Source organism: Lentibacillus sp. (genome assembly GCF_035301925.1).
Classification (GTDB): domain Bacteria; phylum Bacillota; class Bacilli; order Bacillales; family Amphibacillaceae; genus Lentibacillus.
The window spans coordinates 15936-35887 of the sequence record NZ_DATGTI010000056.1 but is presented as its reverse complement, the minus strand read 5'-3'; the positions used below and the strand labels follow the sequence as shown (position 1 = coordinate 35887).

Here is a 19952-nt window from a genome sequence, read left to right as displayed (position 1 = left end):
ACAGTAAAGTAGACAGCACCATTATCAAACAACTTGAGGAAAAATCACTACATATAATTAGAGTGTAGCAATAATTAATTGAGGTTGGTTAATAACATCTTTCAATTCTATAAATGGAGATGATCCAATGAAAGTTTCCTTATTCATAACCTGTCTTTGTGACGTGTTCTCAACCGACGTCGGCAAAAATACAGTGGAGATCCTTGAGCGTGCCGGCTGTGAAGTGGACTTTCCTGAAGCGCAGACGTGCTGTGGGCAGCCGGCATTTAACAGCGGTTATCTGTCTGATGCCAAAGAATCGATGAAACAGATGATGAAGGCGTTTCAGTTTTCAGATTATGTTGTCGGGCCTTCGGGTTCGTGCGTGGGCATGCTGAAGGAATACCCGAAAATTTTTGCAAACGATTTAGTCTGGCGGGACGAAGCAAAACGGCTGGCAGCGAAATCTTATGAGATCACGCAATTCCTTGTTGATGTTTTGGGGGTGGAGGATGTCGGCTCTACTTTTAAAGGTAAAATCACCTATCATCCTTCCTGCCATATGACCCGGATTCTTGGTGTAAAAGATGCACCGATGACCCTGTTGAAAAATGTAGAGGGGGCTGAGCTTGTTGAGCTTCCGGTAAAAGAGGACTGCTGTGGCTTTGGCGGGACATTTGCCGTTAAAAATTCGGTCATTTCCGGAGAGATGGTGAAAAAAAAATCAGCGCATGTATCCGAAACGGGTGCGGAGTTTCTGGTCAGTGGCGATATGGGCTGCCTGCTTAATATCGGCGGGCGCATGGCACGCGAAGGCAAAAATGTAAAGGTGGCACACATAACTGAGATTTTAAACCAACATTAAAGCTTTATGTCTCATCAAAAGGGAAACGGAGGGGAGAATTGTTGAGTATCAAACTTGGTGACACGTCATACGAGGAACGCGTTCAGGAAGGCGTTGAGAATGATTTCATGCGCCAGGCGGTCGCTTCTGCACAAGGGCGTTTCCGAAGCGGTAAACAAAAACAGGCGGATAAACTTGGCAATTGGGAAGACTGGCGTACACTTGGTGAAGAGATTCGGACACATACACTGGACAACATTGATTACTATTTACAGCTGTTGAGTGACAATGTATCCAAACGCGGCGGGAATGTCTTTTTTGCCCAAACGGCAGAAGAAGCCAATGAGTATATTCAAAACGTTATCAAGCAGAAAAATGCGAAAAAAGTTGTCAAGTCAAAATCGATGGTAACTGAAGAAATCGGCATGAACGAAGCGTTGGAAGATGTCGGTGCCGATGTTATCGAATCCGATTTGGGGGAATGGATTTTGCAATTGGATGAAGATCCGCCATCCCATATTGTCGCACCGGCCGTGCATAAAAATAAAGAGCAGGTGAAGGAAACCTTTGCCGATAAGAAAGGCTATGACCAATCGTCTAAACCGGAAGAGCTGGCGGGTTTTGCCCGGGAACAATTAAGGCAGGAATTTTTATCAGCTGATGTCGGTATCACCGGCTGTAATTTTGCAGTGGCGGAATCCGGTGCGGTCACGTTCGTTACCAATGAAGGCAACGCAAGAATGGTCACGACAATTCCGGATACGCAAATTTCCGTTATGGGGATGGAGCGCGTGGTACCGACCTACGAGGAGCTGGATATCTTGGTGAGTCTGCTGACACGTGCGGCGGTCGGCCAGGATTTGACCAGTTATGTCACATCGATTACCGGAACACGTTTTGAAGGAGAAAGTGACGGCCCGGAAGAATATCATCTGGTGATCGTTGATAATGGTCGTTCCAATATTTTGGGAACAGAATTTCAATCAGCTCTCCATTGTATCCGCTGTGCCGCATGCATCAATGTTTGCCCGGTTTATCGCCATGTTGGCGGGCATGCGTATGGATCCGTTTATCCAGGGCCGATTGGTGCTGTCTTGACACCACTCTTGGATGGCTATGAAGACCACAAGGAGCTCCCATATGCTTCATCACTGTGCGGGGCGTGCACCGAGGTTTGTCCTGTCAAAATTCCGCTTCATGAACAATTGATCCGACACCGTGAGATTATTGTGGAACAGGAAAAAATGGCACCAAAATCGGAACAGTTGGCGATGAAAGGTTTTGCGAAATGGGGTTCGAGCCCGGCGGCATATAAAATGAGTACTGCCATGGCCCGATCTGCCACGAAACCGTGGACGAAAGATGAAACAATTACGAATGGTCCCGGCCCACTGAAAGGCTGGACCGCAAACCGGGATTTTCCGGCACCGGCTGAGCAGACGTTCCGTTCATGGTTTAAAGAACGGCAACAGGGAGGTGCTGCCAATGAGAGTCGTGAATAGGGAATCTTTTTTGAATAACGTGACAGCCAACTTGCACCGGCCGCGTAGAACAAAAGGCGTTAAACGTCCGCAATGGAGTGTTCGTCCACAGCATGAAGTACTGGCAGGTTTATCACAGGATGAGCTGGTTGACGTATTGGCGAAACAATGTGAGGTCATTCACACAGACTTTAAACGGACAAATCGTGATGGACTGGCAGGTGTTTTAAAATCTGTCATTGAAGGATATGACGGCAAGGCAATTATTGCATCCAGTGATTCGCGCAATGAGGATTATGGCTTAAATGATGTTTATCAAAAATTGCAAGACAATGGACTTGACGTTCATTTATGGGATGAAACAAAAGGAAAAGAGAATCAGGTTTTTGCTGAGCGTGCGGATGTTGGCATCACGTTCAGCGATATCACTCTGGCAGAATCCGGTACGGTCACATTATTTAACAACAAATATAACGGCCGTTCAATCAGTCTGATGCCTAGGACATATATTGCCATCATCCCCAAAAGTACGATTGTGCCAAGAATGACACAGGCGGCAGAACAAATCCATCATGCAAATGAGCAAGGTCATGACGTTGTTTCATGCGTAAGCTTTGTGACAGGTCCGAGCAACAGTGCGGATATTGAAATGAACCTGATTGTTGGGGTGCATGGGCCGGTTGAAGTGACGTATATTGTGGTGGATGATTAATGGGTTTTTGCCGTAGAATTCATTTTATTATGGACCGATAGCTGGGACAGGAATCGGAAGGATTAATCCGGTTTCTGTTTCTTACTATCAAAATGTCCCATTTATGAAATACCAGCATTAACAGGAGCAAGGGAGATAGTACAACAAGCACAGGAGATAGATCTGGAGGCAGAGAAGAAGAAACAAGAAGCTGATCTGCTGAAAAGGGAAACGGAGCAAAAACTGGAGAAAACAGCATGTCAGCTTCTGAAAAAGGGAATGGTCGTTAGTTTTGTGGCCGAATCCACAGGTTTGTCCCGGGATAGAATTGCTGAGATCCAGGATGACATTCAAAAATAAAGGTCATGATTCAGCAGATTATGAACAGGGATATTTGAGAAGGAGGAGATTTAATTGAACTATTATGCTGTCTTGTTACCAATGAAAGATGAAGAAAAAAGTAAACAATTCCGTCCGCAGCATCTGGCTTTCCTGAAGCAAATGAGAGAGGAGAAAAAGATATTAATGAATGGACGATTTACTGATGGCGCGGGAGGTTTAGTCATTTACGCAGCGAACAGTCTCGACGAAGCAAAATCCTATCTAAAAAAGGATCCGTACATTGTAGAAGGTGCCAGAGACTTTGAGATTCATGAATGGGCTATGGAAACCGATGTGAAATTTGACTTTTAGCGGGACAAAGGGTCTGACCCTTTGTCCCGCCGAAACATTTTTTGAAGGGAGATCACATTTATGAAAATAGGTTTTGTCGGATTGGGTATTATGGGGAAACCGATGAGTAAAAATTTAATGAAAGCAGGGTATGATTTAGTCATTTCCAGCAGCAAGCCTGAAACAAATAAGGAACTGGGTGAACACGGTGCTGAAGTGGTTGATACATATATTGATTTAGCTGCAAAATCAGATGTCATTATCACGATGCTGCCGAATTCACCTGAAGTGAAAGAAGTTACTTTGGCAGATGGCGGCTTGATTCAAGGTGCGAAACCAGGAACAGTTATCATTGATATGAGTTCAATTGCACCGATTGCCAGTCAGGAAATTGGTAAGGAGCTGAAGAAAAAAGATATCGGTTTTCTGGATGCCCCGGTAAGCGGCGGCGAACCAAAAGCGATTGACGGCACCATTTCCGTGATGGCAGGTGGCGATCAGGATGTATTTGATAAATGTTTCCCGATTATGGAAGCGATGGCTGGCTCTGTTGTCAGAACCGGTGAAGTGGGATCAGGCAATTCAACGAAACTAGCAAATCAAATTATCGTTGCGCTGAATCTTGCGGCTGTTTCAGAGGCATTCGTTCTGACGGAAAAAATGGGTGTTGACAATCAATTAGTTTATAACGCCATACGTGGCGGGCTTGCCGGCAGCAATGTTTTGGATGCAAAGGCACCAATGATGCTTGATCGAAACTTTGACCCTGGTTTTAAAATCGATCTTCACCTGAAGGACTTAAATAATGTGATGGAAACATCCACGGATATTGACGTTCCGTTACCATTAACCGCTTCAATCAGGGAAACATTGAAAGCATTAACGGCTGATGGGAATGGTGAGGATGATCATGCCGCGATTCTGAAGCATTATGAAAAGCTGGCTAATGTCCGTATTTAGTTTTGTAAGAGTAGGTTTACCTTATGCTGTCTGTTTAAGACTCAGTTGGCAATCCAGTGAATCACCAAGCCATAAGTTTTTATCCGGACAAAATTTTATGGTATGCTAATCTCATTCGATACTACTAATCTATCATTGAATTAAGGAAAATGGGGTTGGCATGACACATCTGAAGAAAACACTGATCAATTATCAAAAACCGATTGTCAAGATGATAAGTATTGTTGGTGTCATCCTGTTAATCGGGATTGTTTTTTCATTTTTAAAAGTGGGTTTTTCAATGATCCCGATCGTGTTCAGAGCTGGGTTGAAGGGTTTGGCAGCATAGCACCATTGGCATTTTTGGGGCTGACATTCGTTCAGGTTGTTATCCCGGTTCTGCCCGGTAATGTTTCGACAGTGGTGGGCGTGATGTTATTCGGTATTGGGCTGGGGTCCTTTCTGAACATCGTTGGCATCTTTATCGGTTCCCTTACCAATTTTTTATTGGCGCGGAAGTTCGGTCGTGGATTTGCATCTTATTTTGTTAAACAGGAAACATATGATAAATATATCGGCTGGGTCAATAAGGGAAAACGGTTCGAACGGTTTTTCTGGATTTCGATGATTTCTCCCGGCTTTCCGGATGACTTTATCTGTTTGATTGCTGGTCTCACCAAGATGACCTTGAAAAAATTCGTCTTTTACTTTTTACTTTGCAAACCGATTACCTTGTTTATATACACGTTATTTCCGCTTTACGGCATGCATGTTATTTATGATGTGTTCCAGTCATTTTGATAAAAAAGCTGAAGACCACCTAAAGATGGTCTTCAGCTTTTTGATTATTTGGCAAAAAGATGGTCGCCGATTTTAACAGTTGCCTCACGTGATTGAACCCAATCACTGCTGACTTTGTCGGGATTATAGAAGTATAATGATCCATTTCCCTGTCCTCTGAATGCGATTGCTTCATTGACAGCTCTCATATCCTCTTCAGTGTAGCCGCCATTGATCGCGCCATTTTTTACAGGAGAGAACGCATAATGTCCGTTGACTTTTTGATAGATAACACTTTTTACTGTGTCCGGAAAATCATTTGAGTCAACTTGGTTTAAAATGACCGTCGCAACGGCTACTTTTCCTTCATATGGTTCTCCCTTGGCTTCCGCATGAACGAGCTTGGCCATCAATTCTCTGTCTTCACGGGAAACCGAATCCGGAATCTTAATCGTTTCACCAGCAATAACCTGGCTGCCCGAACGCTGATTGGCAATTTGCAGGTTTACAAGTGAAATACCATGTTCATTTGCAATCGAATGGAATGATTCGCCTTGTTGTACAGTATATGAAGATGCCCCAACAGCAGTCGGGACTGCCAGTAAAGTCAGTGAAAGGGCTCCTGTTAAAATTATTTTATTAAGTTTACGCATTTTGTAACCTCCAAGCTGAAAAGTTCTCAACTAAGAGATTACTAGATGTAATATAGTTTGGCATGTTCCAAAAAGTGGATACTCAAATGAGCGGTACATCAATGCAGTACAGACCTGTGTTCACAAAGTTGGTGTCAATGTTTTCCAAGTCTTAAAAAAATGCAGTATCTGGATGACAAGTAAAATTAAGGGCATTATGTAACATATGTTACGGCTTAGTTACAATGTGATCAGCGTTTCTTTGATTTTGCCGGTTTACATTCATTCATATCATAAAAAGATGAAAGGCGCATGAATAACTGCATACGCCTTTCACGAAATTAACCGGCTTGATTAGCTGAGTCAGCATTTTCACCCAGCTGCTGTTCTGAACCATTGACGACAACCGCGCCTGCAGCGTCACCCGTAATGTTGACTGCTGTTCGGAACATATCCATGAAACGGTCAACACCGGCAATCATGGCAATCGCCTCCAATGGCAGGTTCAACGTCGTCAGAACCAGCGTCAGCATGACCAGACCGGCCCCAGGTACACCTGCTGCACCAATCGAACCCAATGTTCCGATAAGCACTATAATCATAATTTGTACGAATGACAGTTCGATTCCATAGGCTTGTGCTGTAAACAAAGCGGCTATACTTAAGTAAAGCGATGTTCCATCCATATTAATGGTTGCACCCAAAGGCAGGATAAAACTTGATATCTTTTTCGACACGCCCAAATTGTCCTCAGAACTCTTGATTGTGACCGGCAGTGTTCCGGAGCTGCTTTGCGTGCTAAAAGCGACGAGAGTGGCCGGCGCAATCCCTTTGAAAAATTTAAGCGGATTCATTTTTGCGAAAGTCTTGACCACAACAGAATAAGTTATAAGGGCGTGCACAATACAGGCAATCGCTACAACTGAAATTAACTTAATGAGCGGCATTAGAACGGACAAACCATATTCACCGATAATGGGTGCCAGCAAACCGAAAATACCAATTGGGATCAGTTTCATGATGACCCAAGTGATTTTATACATAATCTCTGCAAAACTATCGAAAAAGCGGTGTACCGGTTCCGCTTTCTGTCCGACCATAGTAATGCCGATGCCGATGAAAATGGAGAAGAAGATAACCTGCAGGATGTTGCCGCTTGATAAACTTTCAATCGGATTTGTTGGGATAATGTTTAATAAAACACTGATGACACCGTCTGTTTCTGTTGCCTCAGGTACATCTCTTGAAGTGGATATATCCACGCCGGTGCCGGGCGAAAACAGATAGGCAGCAATCAGCCCGATACTGACCGCGATAAAGGTTGAACAAACATAATAAAGAATCGTTTTCCCGCCGATCCTGCTCAGTGTTTCCATACTTCCGGTACTCGCCACGCCGGTTATGAGTGATGATACGATCAAGGGTACAATAATGAATTGAATAAGACGTAAAAATAAATCCCCCAATGGTTGGACCACATCAATGCTTGGACCGAAAATAATTCCGGCCAGGACAGCGAGAACAAATGCAATCAGAATTTGTGACAGCAAACTTATATTTTTGACCCTTTCAGCCATCGTCCATTCACCTCCTTTCACGTAGTAGTAAATGAATATGTTACGTCCAATTAAATGATAACTGAAATAATGGAAATAGTCTATATAATATGAAAAATAAAATGAAACTTTATTCAGTGGGACGTTTTCCTCCGCTGAATGTTAGTTGAACAGAATCGGGCATTTAAGGTCAGTTAGCCGCCGTTTTTTGGTGGGTTACTGGCCATTACATGCGGGATAAAATGAAGTTAAAATTTTTGGTTCACCTATTGAAATATGTCATGATTTAGACAAGTTGCTATTGAAAGGAGATTTTTAAGGAATGAAGCTTAGTGTATTGGATCAGTCGCCGATATCTCGGGGTTCCAGTCCTGAACAAGCCATAAAAAATACATTGAAACTGGCTGACATAACCGAAGAATTGGGATATAAGCGCTATTGGGTTGCCGAGCATCATAACACCAATGGTCTGGCCAGTGTCTCACCAGAAATACTTATCGCCCGGATCGCTTCACATACAAATACGATTCGCGTCGGATCCGGCGGAGTGCTGCTGCCGCAATACAGCCCGTTTAAGGTAGCGGAAAATTTCAAGATGCTCGAGGCGATGTTTCCAGGCAGGATTGACTTGGGAATCGGGCGTTCTCCCGGCGGGTCACAGGACACAAGAATGGCTTTGCTGGATAGCATTAATAAAAGTATGAGCGAGTTTCCACGTCAATTGCGGGATTTGCAGGGGTTTTTACATAACACGCTGCCAGCAGATCATCGTTACCGCCTCGTAAAAGCAGCGCCACGAACAAAAACGGTTCCACCGATGTGGGTGCTTGGACTATCAGAAAGAGGTGCTGCCAATGCCGCTGAAATTGGGGCAGGGTTTGTGTTTGGGCATTTCATCAGCCCGGATAAGGGACAAGCTGCTATGGAAACCTACCGGGAAAAATTTCAGCCCTCACCAGATTTTTGGCAGCCAATTAGTGCCGTCTGTATTTTTGTCGTGTGTGCGGATACCAAGGAGGAGGCGGAAGAACTGGCCTTGAGTCAGGATAAATGGCTGCTGAATGTCGGGAAAGGTTCCGATATTAAGGTTCCATCAATTGAAGAAGTCAAAAAAAGAACGTTTCGGCAGGACGAACTTGACGTCATCAGGAAAAACCGTAATCGGACCGTAATTGGCACACCCGAACAGGTGAAACAGGAATTGAATCGGCTGGGCGACCATTATCAGACAGATGAATTCATGATTATCACAAATATTTATGATTTTGATGCAAAGGTGCATTCATATCGATTACTTGCGGAAGCGTTTGGTCTTTAAATAAATTGCAAAAACGTTAAAATCCCTTTTTAAGTGAATTTCCGCTGTCCAAATGTCTGTTTTCCCTTCAAAGAAATTAGGATTTGAAAGGCTGGAGATAAGGGAAATTCAATTTCCTTGAGTATATAAGGCGCGAAAAAACTGCTCTTATGACAGGGTGTGGGAGCAGAAGCTTTTCGGGCTTTTTTCTTTTCTGAAAACGCACATAAAGAAACGATCAGGAATGCCCTTGATCGTTTCTTTATTTCAAATAAGGTTCATGCATTAACAATTTATGGTTAATTTGTGACAACTTAAGCCGATTCTGTGACAACTTGGGCCAAACGTGTGCAAATCCTATTTCAGTAAACCTGGTCACCATTAAAAATTGAATTTTTGACAACGACATAGTCAACATAACGGATTGCCTGTAATTCTTTGCCGCCTGCATAGGAGATAGCGGATTGCAGATCCTGTTTCATTTCGGCCAAGGTATCCTTCAGCGACCCTTTATGCTCGACAAACATTTTTTTACCTTCCACGTTTTTCTTTTTACCTTTTTGATATTCGGAAGCTGAGCCAAAATATTCTTTATAGCGTTTGCCGTCTTTCTCAATCGTTTTGCCTGGTGATTCCTCGTGTCCGGCAAATAAGGAACCAACCATGACCATTGATGCGCCAAAACGGACGGATTTGGCGATATCCCCATGGGTACGGATACCTCCGTCAGCGATGATTGGCTTGCTTGCCGCTTTGGCGCACCATTTCAAAGCCGCCAGCTGCCAGCCACCGGTTCCAAATCCAGTTTTCAATTTGGTAGTGCACACTTTTCCCGGGCCAATGCCCACTTTTGTCGCGTCTGCGCCGGCGTGTTCCAGTTCCCTGACTGCTTCTGGTGTACTGACATTTCCGGCAATGACAAAGCTGTCCGGCAGATATTTTTTAATATGTTGAATCATATGAATGACGGTGTCGGAATGACCGTGTGCAATGTCAATTGTGATATATTCCGGTGTAAGTTTATGATTTACTAATTGCCGGATAAAGTTGTACTCTTCCTCTTTTACCCCAACACTGATAGAGGCGATCAGTCCATTTTCCTGCATGTCGCGGATAAAATCAATTCTTGTTTCCGGTTCAAAACGGTGCATAATATAAAAGTAATTGTTTTCAGCCAGGTAGCGTGCGATTCTTTCGTCAATAATCGTCTGCATATTGGCAGGCACGACAGGCAGGTTGAATGTATACCCGCCAAGGGTCACTGTTGTGTCGCACTCAGAACGGCTGTTGACAATACATTTTGCCGGTATCAGCTGAATATCTTCGTAATCAAATACATTTTCCATCATTACACCCCTAAAAACGAATGTTAATCAATAAATACATATAAATGTTCGTATATTTATAATGTACATGAGTTTAGAGTATATGTCAATTGGCAAATCAAGCAGCGAAAAGTTTTCATAAACTAATCTTTAATAAGGGGTTGTATTTTCATTGTGAGATGCTATAATAGACAGCAATCAAATAGCTTATTTCATATAATCGCAGGAATACGGCCTGCAAGTTTCTACCGGTTCACCGTAAATGAACCGACTATGAAAGGAAGCAGAACAGAAGGATGACATATTTGACATTTGTGAGTTCCTTTTGTTTATTGTTCGGATTTTCGACGTAAAAGACATGGTGATGTCGGATGAGGCTCATCGTATTGACGATAACCCGAAAAACATTGCTTTCCTCATAGTCTGAGTGGAAGCTTGTTTTTCGGGTTTTTTAATTCCTGGAAAGGAGAGCAGGATGGAATCACTTAAACAAAAAATTTTAACAGAAGGAAAGGTTTTATCCGAGTCGGTCATAAAAGTGGATACCTTTCTAAATCATCAGGTTGACCCTGTTTTCATGCAATCCGTTGGCGAGGCATTTGCTTCAAGGTATGCAGAATCCGGTATTACGAAAATCCTGACACTTGAATCATCCGGTATTGCGCCGGCTGTCATGGCGGGACTGAGTTTGCAAGTTCCGGTGATTTTTGCCCGGAAACGCAAATCGCTCACGTTAAATGAGCATCTATATACTGCAGAGGTTTATTCGTACACCAAAAAAGAATCGAATGACATATCGGTTTCCAAGGATTATATCAATCATAATGATCTTGTGCTGATTATTGATGATATTTTGGCAAACGGTCAGGCGGCATTGGGGATGGTTGAAATTGTTGAACAGGCCGGTGCAACCCTCGAAGGAATAGGGGTTGTGATTGAAAAAGGATTCCAGGAAGGCGGAAAAACATTACGTGAACGTGGAATTCATGTTGAATCATTGGCAACAATCGCGTCACTGTCTGATGGTCATGTCACATTACAAAACAAGGAGGCAATCGTATGATGAAAACTGCTGCGTTAAGTTTTCAGCATTTGCTGGCGATGTACGCCGGAGCGATTTTAGTACCGCTGATTGTTGGGGAAGCACTGGGACTGACATCTGAACAGTTAACGTATCTTGTTGCGATTGATATCTTAATGTGCGGGGTGGCAACGATTTTGCAGGTTATCCGCAACCGGTTTTTCGGGATTGGTCTTCCGGTTGTGCTTGGCTGCACGTTCACAGCAGTCGGCCCGATGATAGCGATTGGCGGTGAGTTTGGGATAACGGCCATTTATGGGGCGATTATCGTTTCGGGTTTGGTTGTTCTCCTTATCAGCCGCTTTTTCGGCAAATTAGTTCGCTTTTTCCCGCCGATTGTAACAGGGACCGTGGTAACCATCATTGGTATAACACTGATTCCCACTGCCATCAATAATATGGGCGGGGGAGAAGGTGCCGCTGATTTCGGTTCGGCTGCGAATCTTTCCCTGGCGTTTGGAACGTTATTATTTATTATTATGATCTACCGGTTCACGAAAGGATTCACGCAGTCGATTTCGATTTTGATTGGGTTGACAGTTGGCACGATTGCAGCAACCTTCATGGGCAAAGTTGATTTTTCCGCTGTGGAGGAAGCATCGTTGTTTCATATGGTTCATCCTTTTTATTTCGGAATGCCGACGTTTGAATGGTCCGCTATCATAACGATGATTCTAGTGGCGATGGTTTCGTTGATCGAATCAACAGGCGTTTATTTCGCTCTTGGAGATTTGACAGATCGGAAATTACAGGAGAAGGATCTTTCCAAGGGTTACCGTGCTGAAGGACTGGCGATATTACTTGGAGCGTTTTTCAATGCCTTTCCATACACAGCATTTTCACAAAATGTCGGCATGATGCAAATGACCGGTGTCAAATCAGTCAGGGTTATCCTTGTTACCGGGCTTATGCTCGTTACACTCGGATTTATTCCAAAGATTGCAGCCGTGACAACGATTATTCCAAGTGCCGTCCTGGGCGGGGCCATGATTGCGATGTTCGGCATGGTTATTTCACAGGGAATTAAGATGCTGAGCGGTGTTATCTCGGAATCAGCCGGAAACGCAATGATTGTCGCTTGTTCGGTCGGAATGGGGATGGGTGTTACAGTTGTACCTGAATTATTTACACAATTTCCATCAAGCATTCAAATTTTAACCAGTAACGGTATCGTGGCTGGCAGTGTGACGGCAATTGTCCTGAATATTGTGTTCAATATGTCACCGGTAAAAACAAAAAGTCAGACAGCCGTTGCGCATCAGGAAAGTGCCTGATATAACAGTTGATCATAAGCCCAGCATTTTTTCATATTATCTGGGAATTCCAATCGAGGTGCCTACGAGGTACCTCGATTTATCTATGTACAAAATTTCTCCACAAAAAACTAAAATTTTATAATTATACACTTGACATTATATTTATACATTTTATAATAGGGTGAAATAAAGTGAAACTTCACTAAGTAGAGTGCTCTTTCTCCACTGAAGAAGGGGGACAAAGGCTAAGTTCGCAACATCGTGTTGCAACGCCTTTGTGACCTGCATCGTGCAGGCCCGAACAGAATCGGGCATTTATGGGAAATTAGCCGCCGTTTTCAGGCGGGTTAGTGACCATTAGATGCGGGGAAAAGTGAAACTTCATTCAGTAGAGTGCTTTTCTCACTGCATGTTGAACAGAATCAGACCTTTACAGGCATTTGCTCCAACATCTTTATTAGTTTCATAAATTTTTCAGCTGGATTTTACTGCTTATTAAGGCAGGATAAAATAATTCGAGGGGTGAACGTCGTATATGAAAGCAGCAATTGTCGGCGCAACCGGATATGGGGGAGCGGAACTTATTCGTATTTTACAGCAGCACCCGGAAGTAACCATTGAGTCACTTCATTCATCAAGTCTCGAGGGATCAAAGATTGCGGACAGTTATCCGCACTTGCAGGGTGTTTCCGGGATGAAGCTTGAGTCCATTGATCCGGAAAAAATTGCCCGGAATGCTGACCTGGTGTTCACAGCGACCCCGTCCGGTGTGTCATCAGAGCTGGTTCCGGCCTTCATTAACGAAGGCGTTCGCGTGATTGATTTATCCGGTGATTTTCGCCTAAGAGACACAACGGCGTATGAGACATGGTATAACAAAAAAGCACCTGATGAGGCAGTTCTTGAAGATGCTGTATATGGGCTGACGGAATGGTTAGATGCTGACGTGACAGAAGCTCAATTGATTTCCAACCCAGGCTGTTATCCAACCGCCGCATTAATTGGGCTGGCGCCACTGGTGAAACATAAAATGATTGATCCGGGCTCAATTGTCATTGATGCCAAAACCGGTGTGAGCGGCGCGGGCAAAAAAGCCACATCTGTCACGCATTTCGCCGAGATGAATGACAATCTGAAAATCTATAAGGTGCTTGAACACCAACACACACCGGAAATCGAGCAGGTTCTGGCAGACTGGGATCCCAATATAGGCGCTGTAACATTCAGTACACATCTTGTTCCGATGACGCGGGGGATTATGACCACGATTTATGTGAATGCAACGGAGAGTATATCACCAGCGAAACTCTATGATTTATTCAACACGAGCTACAAAGATTGCTATTTTGTCAGAGTTAGAGAACCGGGTACATACCCAAGCACCAAAGAAGTTTATGGTTCGAATTTTTGTGATGTGTCACTCGCTTACGATGAACGGACGGACCGGATCATGGTTGTTTCGGTGATTGATAATCTTGTCAAAGGGGCAGCAGGTCAGGCCGTGCAAAATATGAACCGGATGTTCGAGCTTGATGAGAAAACAGGTCTTTCTTTTGCACCCGTTTATCCGTAGTGAAACGTCATTCAGTGGCGCGCTTCCCCCAACTGAGAGGGAAACAAAGCCTAGTGTGCAACGTGCTCGAAAAAGATAGATTCTATGAAAGGAGGAGAAAAAAATGGTGCTGATAAAAGCAAGCAGCATGATTAAAAAAATGGAAGGAGGGACGATTGCAACACCGGCAGGCTTTCAAGTGGCTGGCATGCATACGGGCGTCAAGCGGAAGCGCAATGACCTAGGCATGCTTTATTGCGACGTGCCCGCGAGTGCTGCTGCGTTATATACGCTGAATGTCATTCAGGCAGCACCATTAAAGGTTACAAAAGAAAGCATCAGCAAAGAAAGGAAACTGCAGGCTTTAATCGTCAATAGCGGCAATGCCAACGCTTGTACGGGAAAACAGGGTGAACAGGATGCATACACAATGCGCCGGGCTGCGGCAGAGCAATTGTCAATTCCGGAGCACACGGTTGCTGTTTCCTCAACCGGCGTTATCGGTCTTGATATGCCGATGAATAAAATTATTCCGAATATCAAACACCTTGAATTATCGACGGATGAAAAAGCTGCAGCGGCCTTTAACGAATCCATTTTGACTACCGACACCACGACAAAATCCACATGCCATCAGATAACAATTGACGGCCAGACGGTGACGATGGCCGGCTCGGCAAAAGGCTCCGGTATGATTGAACCGAATATGGGGACCATGCTCGCGTTTTTGACAACCGATGCCAACATTGAACCGGAAATCCTGCAACTAGCTTTGAAAGAGGCAACCGATAAGACGTTCAATTGCATTACGGTGGACGGTGATACGTCGACAAATGACATGGTGCTCACGATGGCAAGCGGCAAGGCAGGTAATGAAAGTTTGACGCCGGAGCACAGCGACTGGGAGAAATTTACTGGTCTGCTGCGGCATACGTGTGAGGATCTGGCGAAGATGATTGCCCGTGATGGAGAAGGTGCTACAAAATTAATTGAAGTGGAAGTCAGTGGCGCATATGACGACGGTCAGGCGGTCAAAGTGGCTAAGACGATTGTCGGTTCCTCACTTGTTAAGACTGCTGTCTATGGATCGGATCCTAATTGGGGGAGAATTATTGCCGCTATTGGCAGGAGCGGTGCAGATGTTAATGCCGCTAAAATTGACACCTCAATAGGACCGTTTCAAATTTTGCAAAACAGTCAGCCCCTTTCGTTTTCCGAAACTGACGTGTCCCGTTATATGCAAAATGACGACGTTAAGATTTCGGTTGATTTGAACGTTGGCAATGGAACCGGTAAAGCATGGGGTTGTGATTTAACGTATGATTATGTGCGGATCAATGCCAGCTATCGGACTTGAGGAGGTTGACCATGGCTGAAATCGCTGTGATTAAGTGCGGCGGCAGTATTGTTGACGAATTATCAGATCAATTTTTCAATAATGTAGCAAAACTGATGAAAAACGGTATAAAACCGATCATTGTACACGGTGGCGGTCCTGCTATCCGAAAACAGCTCGATCAATTAAATGTGCCTTATACATTTATTAATGGTCTCAGGACCACCACTAAAGAAGCTATGGATGTGGTGGAAATGGTGCTCACCGGCCATGTCAATAATGCCATAACACGAAAAATGAATGCATCCGGTATACAGTCAGCCGGTTTTTCCGGATCAGATGCCAATCTGATGACGTGTGTACCAAAAGACTTCGAAACGTATGGCTATGTCGGTGATGTTGTGGAGGTCAATGCGGTGTTTTTGGAACGGCTGCTTGCACAACATATCGTGCCGGTAATTGCCCCGATTGCTGTCGACAAAAAGGGCGACAGTTATAATGTGAACGCCGATACGGCTGCAGCAGCCATTGCACAAGGAACAGGTGCAGAGAAGCTGATTTTTGTGACAGACGTGCAAGGTGTCATGAAAGGCGGGAAACTGCTTCAATCAGCAACATCCACGGAAATAGAAGATCTGATTGTCAAGGGGATCATTTATGGCGGTATGATTCCGAAAGTGAAAGCAGCAGTTGCCTGTTTAAATAAAAATTTACAAAACGTCATGATTGCCGATGCGAATCAAGTGATGAGTGATTCCGGATTTACCGGAACAATTATAAGACACTCAAGGGAGGCCGGCTCGTATGACAGCACTTTTTCCAACATATAAGCGGTTCAATTTATCAGTTAAACGTGCATCAGGGACCACTGTGGAAGACACAGAAGGAAAAAACTACCTTGACTTCGGGGCAGGCATTGGCGTATGCAATCTCGGTCATCGGCACTCGGATGTACAGAAAGCACTGGAAAACCAGTTGAATCAGTATTGGCACGTATCCAATCTATACCATAATCCGATCCAAGAAAAAGTGGCTGACTGGCTTGCCCGGCATAGTTCAGGCGATCAGGTATTTTTCTGCAATAGCGGCACTGAGGCAAATGAAGCGGCCATCAAACTCGCCCGCAAAGCGACAGGCAAAAACAAAATCATTTCCTTCCAACAGTCATTTCACGGGCGGACATTTGGATCAATGGCGGCTACCGGACAGGAAAAAATTCACACCGGGTTTGGCCCTGTACTTGAGAGGTTCAGCTATGTTCCATTTAATGATATCGATGCGATTAAACGGGCTGTGGATGGCGAAACGGCTGCCGTTATGATGGAAATGATTCAGGGTGAAGGCGGCATTCATATGGCTGACTTCGATTTTGTTCAAGAATTGGAGCAAGTTTGCCGGCAGCATGATGTCTTGTTAATCGTTGATGAGATTCAGACAGGTATCGGGCGGACAGGGAAGCCGTTTGCCTATCAGCATTACGGGATATCTCCGGATGTTATCACATCAGCCAAAGGACTTGCCAACGGTATCCCTGTTGGAGCCATGATAGCTAAAAAAGAGCTTCGTGATGTATTCGGGCCGGGTAGTCACGGGGCAACATTCGGCGGCAATCCACTGGCCATGGCAGCTGCAGAAGCTGTTTTAAACCACGTTTTCCAGGATGACTTTTTACAGGCGGTGACGGCAAAAGGCGAACTTTTACTGAATCGACTGAACGCTTCCATTCGTCAGCTGCCGGTTGTGACGTCAATCCGCGGCAAGGGATTGATGATTGGTATTGAGTGCAATCAGGAGGTATCCAGCATGATTGGAAAACTGATCGAAAAAGGGTTGCTCGTCTTAAGCGCAGGCCCGAACATCATCCGTCTGTTACCGCCGTTGATTGTGAGTGAAAAAGAAATTGATACGGCCGTCCCACTGTTGAGAGATGTCCTGGCTGCTGAAGCGGTCCACAGTCAATAATATGATTTTAAAAAGCTCCTTTCTTCAATTAAGAGAGGAGCTTTTGCCATTGTCATATCTTTTTAATACCAAATAAAGCATCATACAATGTTCGAAATTTTTTGTATCAATTAATATGATCGACTCTATCTTTTTCAGCCGGTAAATCAAGGTGTTTCGATGAATAAACAGCTCTTTAGCTGCTTGACTGATATTCATCATATTTTTGCAATAAACCATAAAGTTTTGCATAAGCTCGGGGAAATCTTCATCTTCAATAAGCGATCGTAATCGAAACAAGATTTTATCCCGGAAATTTTCGTCAACTTGAAGGGGGAGCAATTCCTTCAATATATTCCAGTTGTGGAATGTATAGATGGGCGGTGATATTCCAAGCTGTTTTCCAAATTTGATCAGACTTTCGGCTTCGTGATACGATTCGCTCATATCTTCAATGCTGTAGCATAAATGACCCGCAGCAGCAGATACATTCGTAATCTGATAGGTTTCAAACATTTCGGTTAAAGCGTGACTTTGATTGGTAAATTGATCTAATGCTGTCATATAATGATTTTCCGATTCGACTGGTTTTAGTAAAATAATTTTTTCCATATTCAAAAACGTGCAAATGACATCCCGGGAACTCTCATAAGCTTTTTGTGTACAAGCCAATAAGCGATTTTTCAACTGGTTAACAGGAGTTTTATTTTGAATGCTGCTCAATAACGAATCACCGATATCAACAACAATGCAAAAACGTTTTGTATGAGGTGTGATTTCAAGCATTTTACAATATTGTTCAACTCTTACCTGATTAGTTGTTTCGTTTAACAGAATATACTGGGCAAATGTTTCAAGTGTTTTAGTTTCCATTTCTTCTATTTGTTGATCAAATATTTCGTGCCACATCATTTCAACGTATTTTACAACGAGTTGTGCATATGGTTCGACCTCTTCCGGAGGGCCAATAATCCCGAGTACACCAATAGTCGAAGTGTCAAATTTCAAAGGCGCGGCAACACCAGGGAGAACATTTGTCATGTCTTCTATTTTTTCATCGTCGAACAACAAAAACGTATTTTTCTGGATGACCTCTTTCGATGGTTCATGAAGTGTCCCCATCCGTTCAGGGATGGATGAACCAATGATATAGCCTTGTTCATCACTTAAACTGATATCAAACGGCAATACTTCCGAAACCGCTTTCACTACTTTTTGTGCAATTTGCACGAATCCCTCAATCATTATCACACCCTTGTTTAATGATCTCATGAATTATATCACAATTTCAATAATTATGATAACCTTCTATGATCTTATGCATTTTAACTATAGTAATACGGATGCTTTATACGTTATAAATAAATATAATATTATGAATAATTTTATGATATCTGGAGTGATGATCGAATGCAACAACAGACTGATATTATCATTGTCGGCGGCGGTGTGATTGGATCCAGTATTGCCTTTAATTTACTGAATGACGGGTATGATGGTGATATTACGATATTTGAAAAAGATAAAATATATGAATATGCTTCAACCCCAAGAAGTGCCGGGGGATTAAGGCAGTTGTTCACAACGGAGATCAATATTCAAATAAGCCGGTATGGATTGCAAAAATATAAAACTTTTGCGGAAGATATGGCAATTGGAACGGAAAAAGCCGAAATTGACTTTAAACAGCGTGGTTATCTCTTTCTCGCTAAAGACGAGAATATCGAACAGCTGCAAAAACAGCTCCAATTGCAACAAAAACATGGTGTACCATCTGAAATGTTGGCAAAAGAAGAATTGCTCTCAATTATTCCTGAATTAAATATTGATGATTTACAGGGTGGGCTTTACTGTGGTGAGGATGGTTATTTAGATCCGTACTCGGTTATGCAGGGCTATGCCAGGAAAGTAAAGCAGCTTGGTGGTCAATACATTTATGAAGAAGTTGAAACGATCCTGACAGAAGGCAGAAAAGCAACAGGTGTTAAGCTTGAGAATGGGAATATTTACAGAGCTCCGATTGTTATCAATTGTGCGGGTCCGTGGGCACCCGATTTAAGTGAGAAAATTGGTCTCCCACTCCCAATCATCCCTTTAAAACGTCAAATAATACAGTTTGATATTGCTGAGCCGCTGGAAAAATACCTGCCGCTCACCATTGATCCGACAGGTGTATACTTCAGGCATGAGGGCAATTCGCTAATAACAGGGTTTGCTGAGAAAGTAAAACCCGGCATTGATTTTAGATGGAAACGTTCGCTATTTGAAGAACAACTATGGCCGGTTTTAGCTGAGCGTATTCCAAACTTTGAACGGGCTAAAATCAGTAATGGCTGGGCGGGTATTTACAGCCATAATACAAAAGATCAAAATGCCATCATCGGCGAGCATCCGCAACTAGAAGGATACTACATGGCGTGCGGTTTCAGCGGGCATGGTATGCAGCAGGCACCTGCAGTTGGAAAAGGGATGTCTGAAATGATCCGGAATGGCCGCTACGAGACGTTGGATTTAAGCCCGTTGCACTTTGAACGTTTTGCTAATAATGAATTGATTGTGGAGGGAGCCGTTGTGTAAGCGTTTAATGGAG

The 19952-nt window shown here is 43.6% G+C and carries 19 protein-coding genes and 1 riboswitch; of the genes, 15 read left to right on the top strand and 4 right to left on the bottom strand.

The genetic code is table 11. The features are described 5' to 3' along the window. Nucleotides 1–127 precede the first annotated feature (127 nt). The 7 genes from VK080_RS05020 to VK080_RS04990 all read left to right on the top strand — a co-directional run bounded on the left by VK080_RS05020 (nt 128) and on the right by VK080_RS04990 (nt 5407). Nucleotides 128–844 (top strand): (Fe-S)-binding protein, encoded by a 717-nt coding sequence (locus VK080_RS05020; protein ID WP_324223670.1) that lies wholly within the window; start codon nt 128–130, stop codon nt 842–844. A gap of 41 nt (nt 845–885) precedes the next feature. Beyond that, the gene (locus VK080_RS05015) at nt 886–2325 is read left to right on the top strand and encodes a LutB/LldF family L-lactate oxidation iron-sulfur protein (RefSeq protein WP_324223669.1); all 1440 of its coding nucleotides are present in this window, start codon (nt 886–888) and stop codon (nt 2323–2325) included. Continuing rightward, entirely contained in the window at nt 2309–3016 is a 708-nt protein-coding gene (locus VK080_RS05010) for a lactate utilization protein C (RefSeq protein WP_324223668.1), read from the top strand. Before VK080_RS05015 ends, VK080_RS05010 begins: the two co-directional genes overlap by 17 nt. Before the next feature lie 393 nt (nt 3017–3409). Then, entirely contained in the window at nt 3410–3688 is a 279-nt protein-coding gene (locus VK080_RS05005; RefSeq protein ID WP_324223667.1) for a YciI family protein, read from the top strand. 60 nt (nt 3689–3748) lie between these two features. Next, on the top strand, nt 3749–4627 hold the full coding sequence (gene garR / locus VK080_RS05000) for a 2-hydroxy-3-oxopropionate reductase (protein ID WP_324223666.1): 879 nt from the start codon (nt 3749–3751) through the stop codon (nt 4625–4627). Between the two features lie 160 nt (nt 4628–4787). Then, nucleotides 4788–4955 carry a hypothetical protein gene (locus tag VK080_RS04995; protein ID WP_324223665.1) on the top strand — a complete coding sequence of 56 codons (168 nt, stop codon included), beginning with the start codon at nt 4788–4790 and terminating at the stop codon, nt 4953–4955. A gap of 5 nt (nt 4956–4960) precedes the next feature. Further along, nucleotides 4961–5407, top strand: a complete 447-nt coding sequence (locus tag VK080_RS04990; protein WP_324223664.1) for a TVP38/TMEM64 family protein — start codon at nt 4961–4963, stop codon at nt 5405–5407. Nucleotides 5408–5451: 44 nt separating this feature from the next. Here VK080_RS04990 and VK080_RS04985 read toward each other — a convergent pair whose 3' ends face one another. Further along, nucleotides 5452–6039: a cell wall hydrolase gene (locus VK080_RS04985; protein WP_324223663.1), complete on the bottom strand. Its 588-nt coding sequence runs from the start codon at nt 6037–6039 to the stop codon at nt 5452–5454. A 320-nt stretch (nt 6040–6359) separates the two neighbouring features. Continuing rightward, on the bottom strand, nt 6360–7595 hold the full coding sequence (locus VK080_RS04980; RefSeq protein ID WP_324223662.1) for a dicarboxylate/amino acid:cation symporter: 1236 nt from the start codon (nt 7593–7595) through the stop codon (nt 6360–6362). A 301-nt stretch (nt 7596–7896) separates the two neighbouring features. Here VK080_RS04980 and VK080_RS04975 point away from each other — a divergent pair, with 301 nt between their 5' ends. Beyond that, on the top strand, nt 7897–8892 hold the full coding sequence (locus tag VK080_RS04975; protein WP_324223661.1) for an LLM class flavin-dependent oxidoreductase: 996 nt from the start codon (nt 7897–7899) through the stop codon (nt 8890–8892). Between the two features lie 341 nt (nt 8893–9233). On the opposite strand, the gene guaC is transcribed toward VK080_RS04975, so the two are convergent. Further along, nucleotides 9234–10217 carry a GMP reductase gene (guaC, locus tag VK080_RS04970; RefSeq protein WP_324223673.1) on the bottom strand — a complete coding sequence of 328 codons (984 nt, stop codon included), beginning with the start codon at nt 10215–10217 and terminating at the stop codon, nt 9234–9236. A 171-nt stretch (nt 10218–10388) separates the two neighbouring features. Further along, nucleotides 10389–10490: riboswitch (purine riboswitch) on the top strand. 181 nt (nt 10491–10671) lie between these two features. Here guaC and VK080_RS04965 point away from each other — a divergent pair. The 6 genes from VK080_RS04965 to VK080_RS04940 all read left to right on the top strand — a co-directional run bounded on the left by VK080_RS04965 (nt 10672) and on the right by VK080_RS04940 (nt 17383). Continuing rightward, the gene (locus VK080_RS04965) at nt 10672–11259 is read left to right on the top strand and encodes a xanthine phosphoribosyltransferase (protein ID WP_324223660.1); all 588 of its coding nucleotides are present in this window, start codon (nt 10672–10674) and stop codon (nt 11257–11259) included. Continuing rightward, nucleotides 11259–12551, top strand: a complete 1293-nt coding sequence (locus tag VK080_RS04960; RefSeq protein WP_324223672.1) for a nucleobase:cation symporter-2 family protein — start codon at nt 11259–11261, stop codon at nt 12549–12551. Before VK080_RS04965 ends, VK080_RS04960 begins: the two co-directional genes overlap by 1 nt. Nucleotides 12552–13068: 517 nt before the next feature. Then, nucleotides 13069–14106 carry an N-acetyl-gamma-glutamyl-phosphate reductase gene (gene argC / locus VK080_RS04955; protein ID WP_324223659.1) on the top strand — a complete coding sequence of 346 codons (1038 nt, stop codon included), beginning with the start codon at nt 13069–13071 and terminating at the stop codon, nt 14104–14106. Between the two features lie 103 nt (nt 14107–14209). Beyond that, nucleotides 14210–15442, top strand: coding sequence for a bifunctional glutamate N-acetyltransferase/amino-acid acetyltransferase ArgJ (argJ, locus tag VK080_RS04950; RefSeq protein ID WP_324223658.1), 1233 nt, complete (start codon nt 14210–14212; stop codon nt 15440–15442). An 11-nt stretch (nt 15443–15453) separates the two neighbouring features. After that, entirely contained in the window at nt 15454–16251 is a 798-nt protein-coding gene (argB, locus tag VK080_RS04945) for an acetylglutamate kinase (RefSeq protein ID WP_324223657.1), read from the top strand. After that, complete coding sequence (locus VK080_RS04940) at nt 16226–17383, top strand: acetylornithine transaminase (protein ID WP_324223656.1); 1158 nt, start codon at nt 16226–16228, stop codon at nt 17381–17383. The genes argB and VK080_RS04940 overlap by 26 nt, the downstream gene beginning before the upstream one ends. 24 nt (nt 17384–17407) lie before the next feature. Here VK080_RS04940 and VK080_RS04935 read toward each other — a convergent pair whose 3' ends face one another. Beyond that, complete coding sequence (locus VK080_RS04935; protein ID WP_324223655.1) at nt 17408–18607, bottom strand: CdaR family transcriptional regulator; 1200 nt, start codon at nt 18605–18607, stop codon at nt 17408–17410. A 165-nt stretch (nt 18608–18772) separates the two neighbouring features. Between VK080_RS04935 and VK080_RS04930 the strand changes: the two genes are divergently transcribed. After that, nucleotides 18773–19939 carry an FAD-binding oxidoreductase gene (locus VK080_RS04930; protein ID WP_324223654.1) on the top strand — a complete coding sequence of 389 codons (1167 nt, stop codon included), beginning with the start codon at nt 18773–18775 and terminating at the stop codon, nt 19937–19939. Nucleotides 19940–19952 lie beyond the last annotated feature (13 nt).

What these genes read in the sequence shown, in the direction of transcription:
- VK080_RS05020 (WP_324223670.1), top strand. Translation starts at nt 128, where the DNA reads ATGAAAGTTTCCTTATTCATAACCTGTCTTTGTGACGTGTTCTCAACC.
- VK080_RS05010 (WP_324223668.1), top strand. Translation starts at nt 2,309, where the DNA reads ATGAGAGTCGTGAATAGGGAATCTTTTTTGAATAACGTGACAGCCAAC.
- argJ (WP_324223658.1), top strand. Translation starts at nt 14,210, where the DNA reads ATGGTGCTGATAAAAGCAAGCAGCATGATTAAAAAAATGGAAGGAGGG.
- VK080_RS04985 (WP_324223663.1), bottom strand. Translation starts at nt 6,039, where the DNA reads ATGCGTAAACTTAATAAAATAATTTTAACAGGAGCCCTTTCACTGACT.
- VK080_RS04940 (WP_324223656.1), top strand. Translation starts at nt 16,226, where the DNA reads ATGACAGCACTTTTTCCAACATATAAGCGGTTCAATTTATCAGTTAAA.
- argC (WP_324223659.1), top strand. Translation starts at nt 13,069, where the DNA reads ATGAAAGCAGCAATTGTCGGCGCAACCGGATATGGGGGAGCGGAACTT.
- VK080_RS04995 (WP_324223665.1), top strand. Translation starts at nt 4,788, where the DNA reads ATGACACATCTGAAGAAAACACTGATCAATTATCAAAAACCGATTGTC.
- VK080_RS04980 (WP_324223662.1), bottom strand. Translation starts at nt 7,595, where the DNA reads ATGGCTGAAAGGGTCAAAAATATAAGTTTGCTGTCACAAATTCTGATT.
- VK080_RS04935 (WP_324223655.1), bottom strand. Translation starts at nt 18,607, where the DNA reads ATGATTGAGGGATTCGTGCAAATTGCACAAAAAGTAGTGAAAGCGGTT.
- VK080_RS04965 (WP_324223660.1), top strand. Translation starts at nt 10,672, where the DNA reads ATGGAATCACTTAAACAAAAAATTTTAACAGAAGGAAAGGTTTTATCC.
- VK080_RS04930 (WP_324223654.1), top strand. Translation starts at nt 18,773, where the DNA reads ATGCAACAACAGACTGATATTATCATTGTCGGCGGCGGTGTGATTGGA.
- argB (WP_324223657.1), top strand. Translation starts at nt 15,454, where the DNA reads ATGGCTGAAATCGCTGTGATTAAGTGCGGCGGCAGTATTGTTGACGAA.
- garR (WP_324223666.1), top strand. Translation starts at nt 3,749, where the DNA reads ATGAAAATAGGTTTTGTCGGATTGGGTATTATGGGGAAACCGATGAGT.
- VK080_RS04960 (WP_324223672.1), top strand. Translation starts at nt 11,259, where the DNA reads ATGAAAACTGCTGCGTTAAGTTTTCAGCATTTGCTGGCGATGTACGCC.
- guaC (WP_324223673.1), bottom strand. Translation starts at nt 10,217, where the DNA reads ATGGAAAATGTATTTGATTACGAAGATATTCAGCTGATACCGGCAAAA.
- VK080_RS04975 (WP_324223661.1), top strand. Translation starts at nt 7,897, where the DNA reads ATGAAGCTTAGTGTATTGGATCAGTCGCCGATATCTCGGGGTTCCAGT.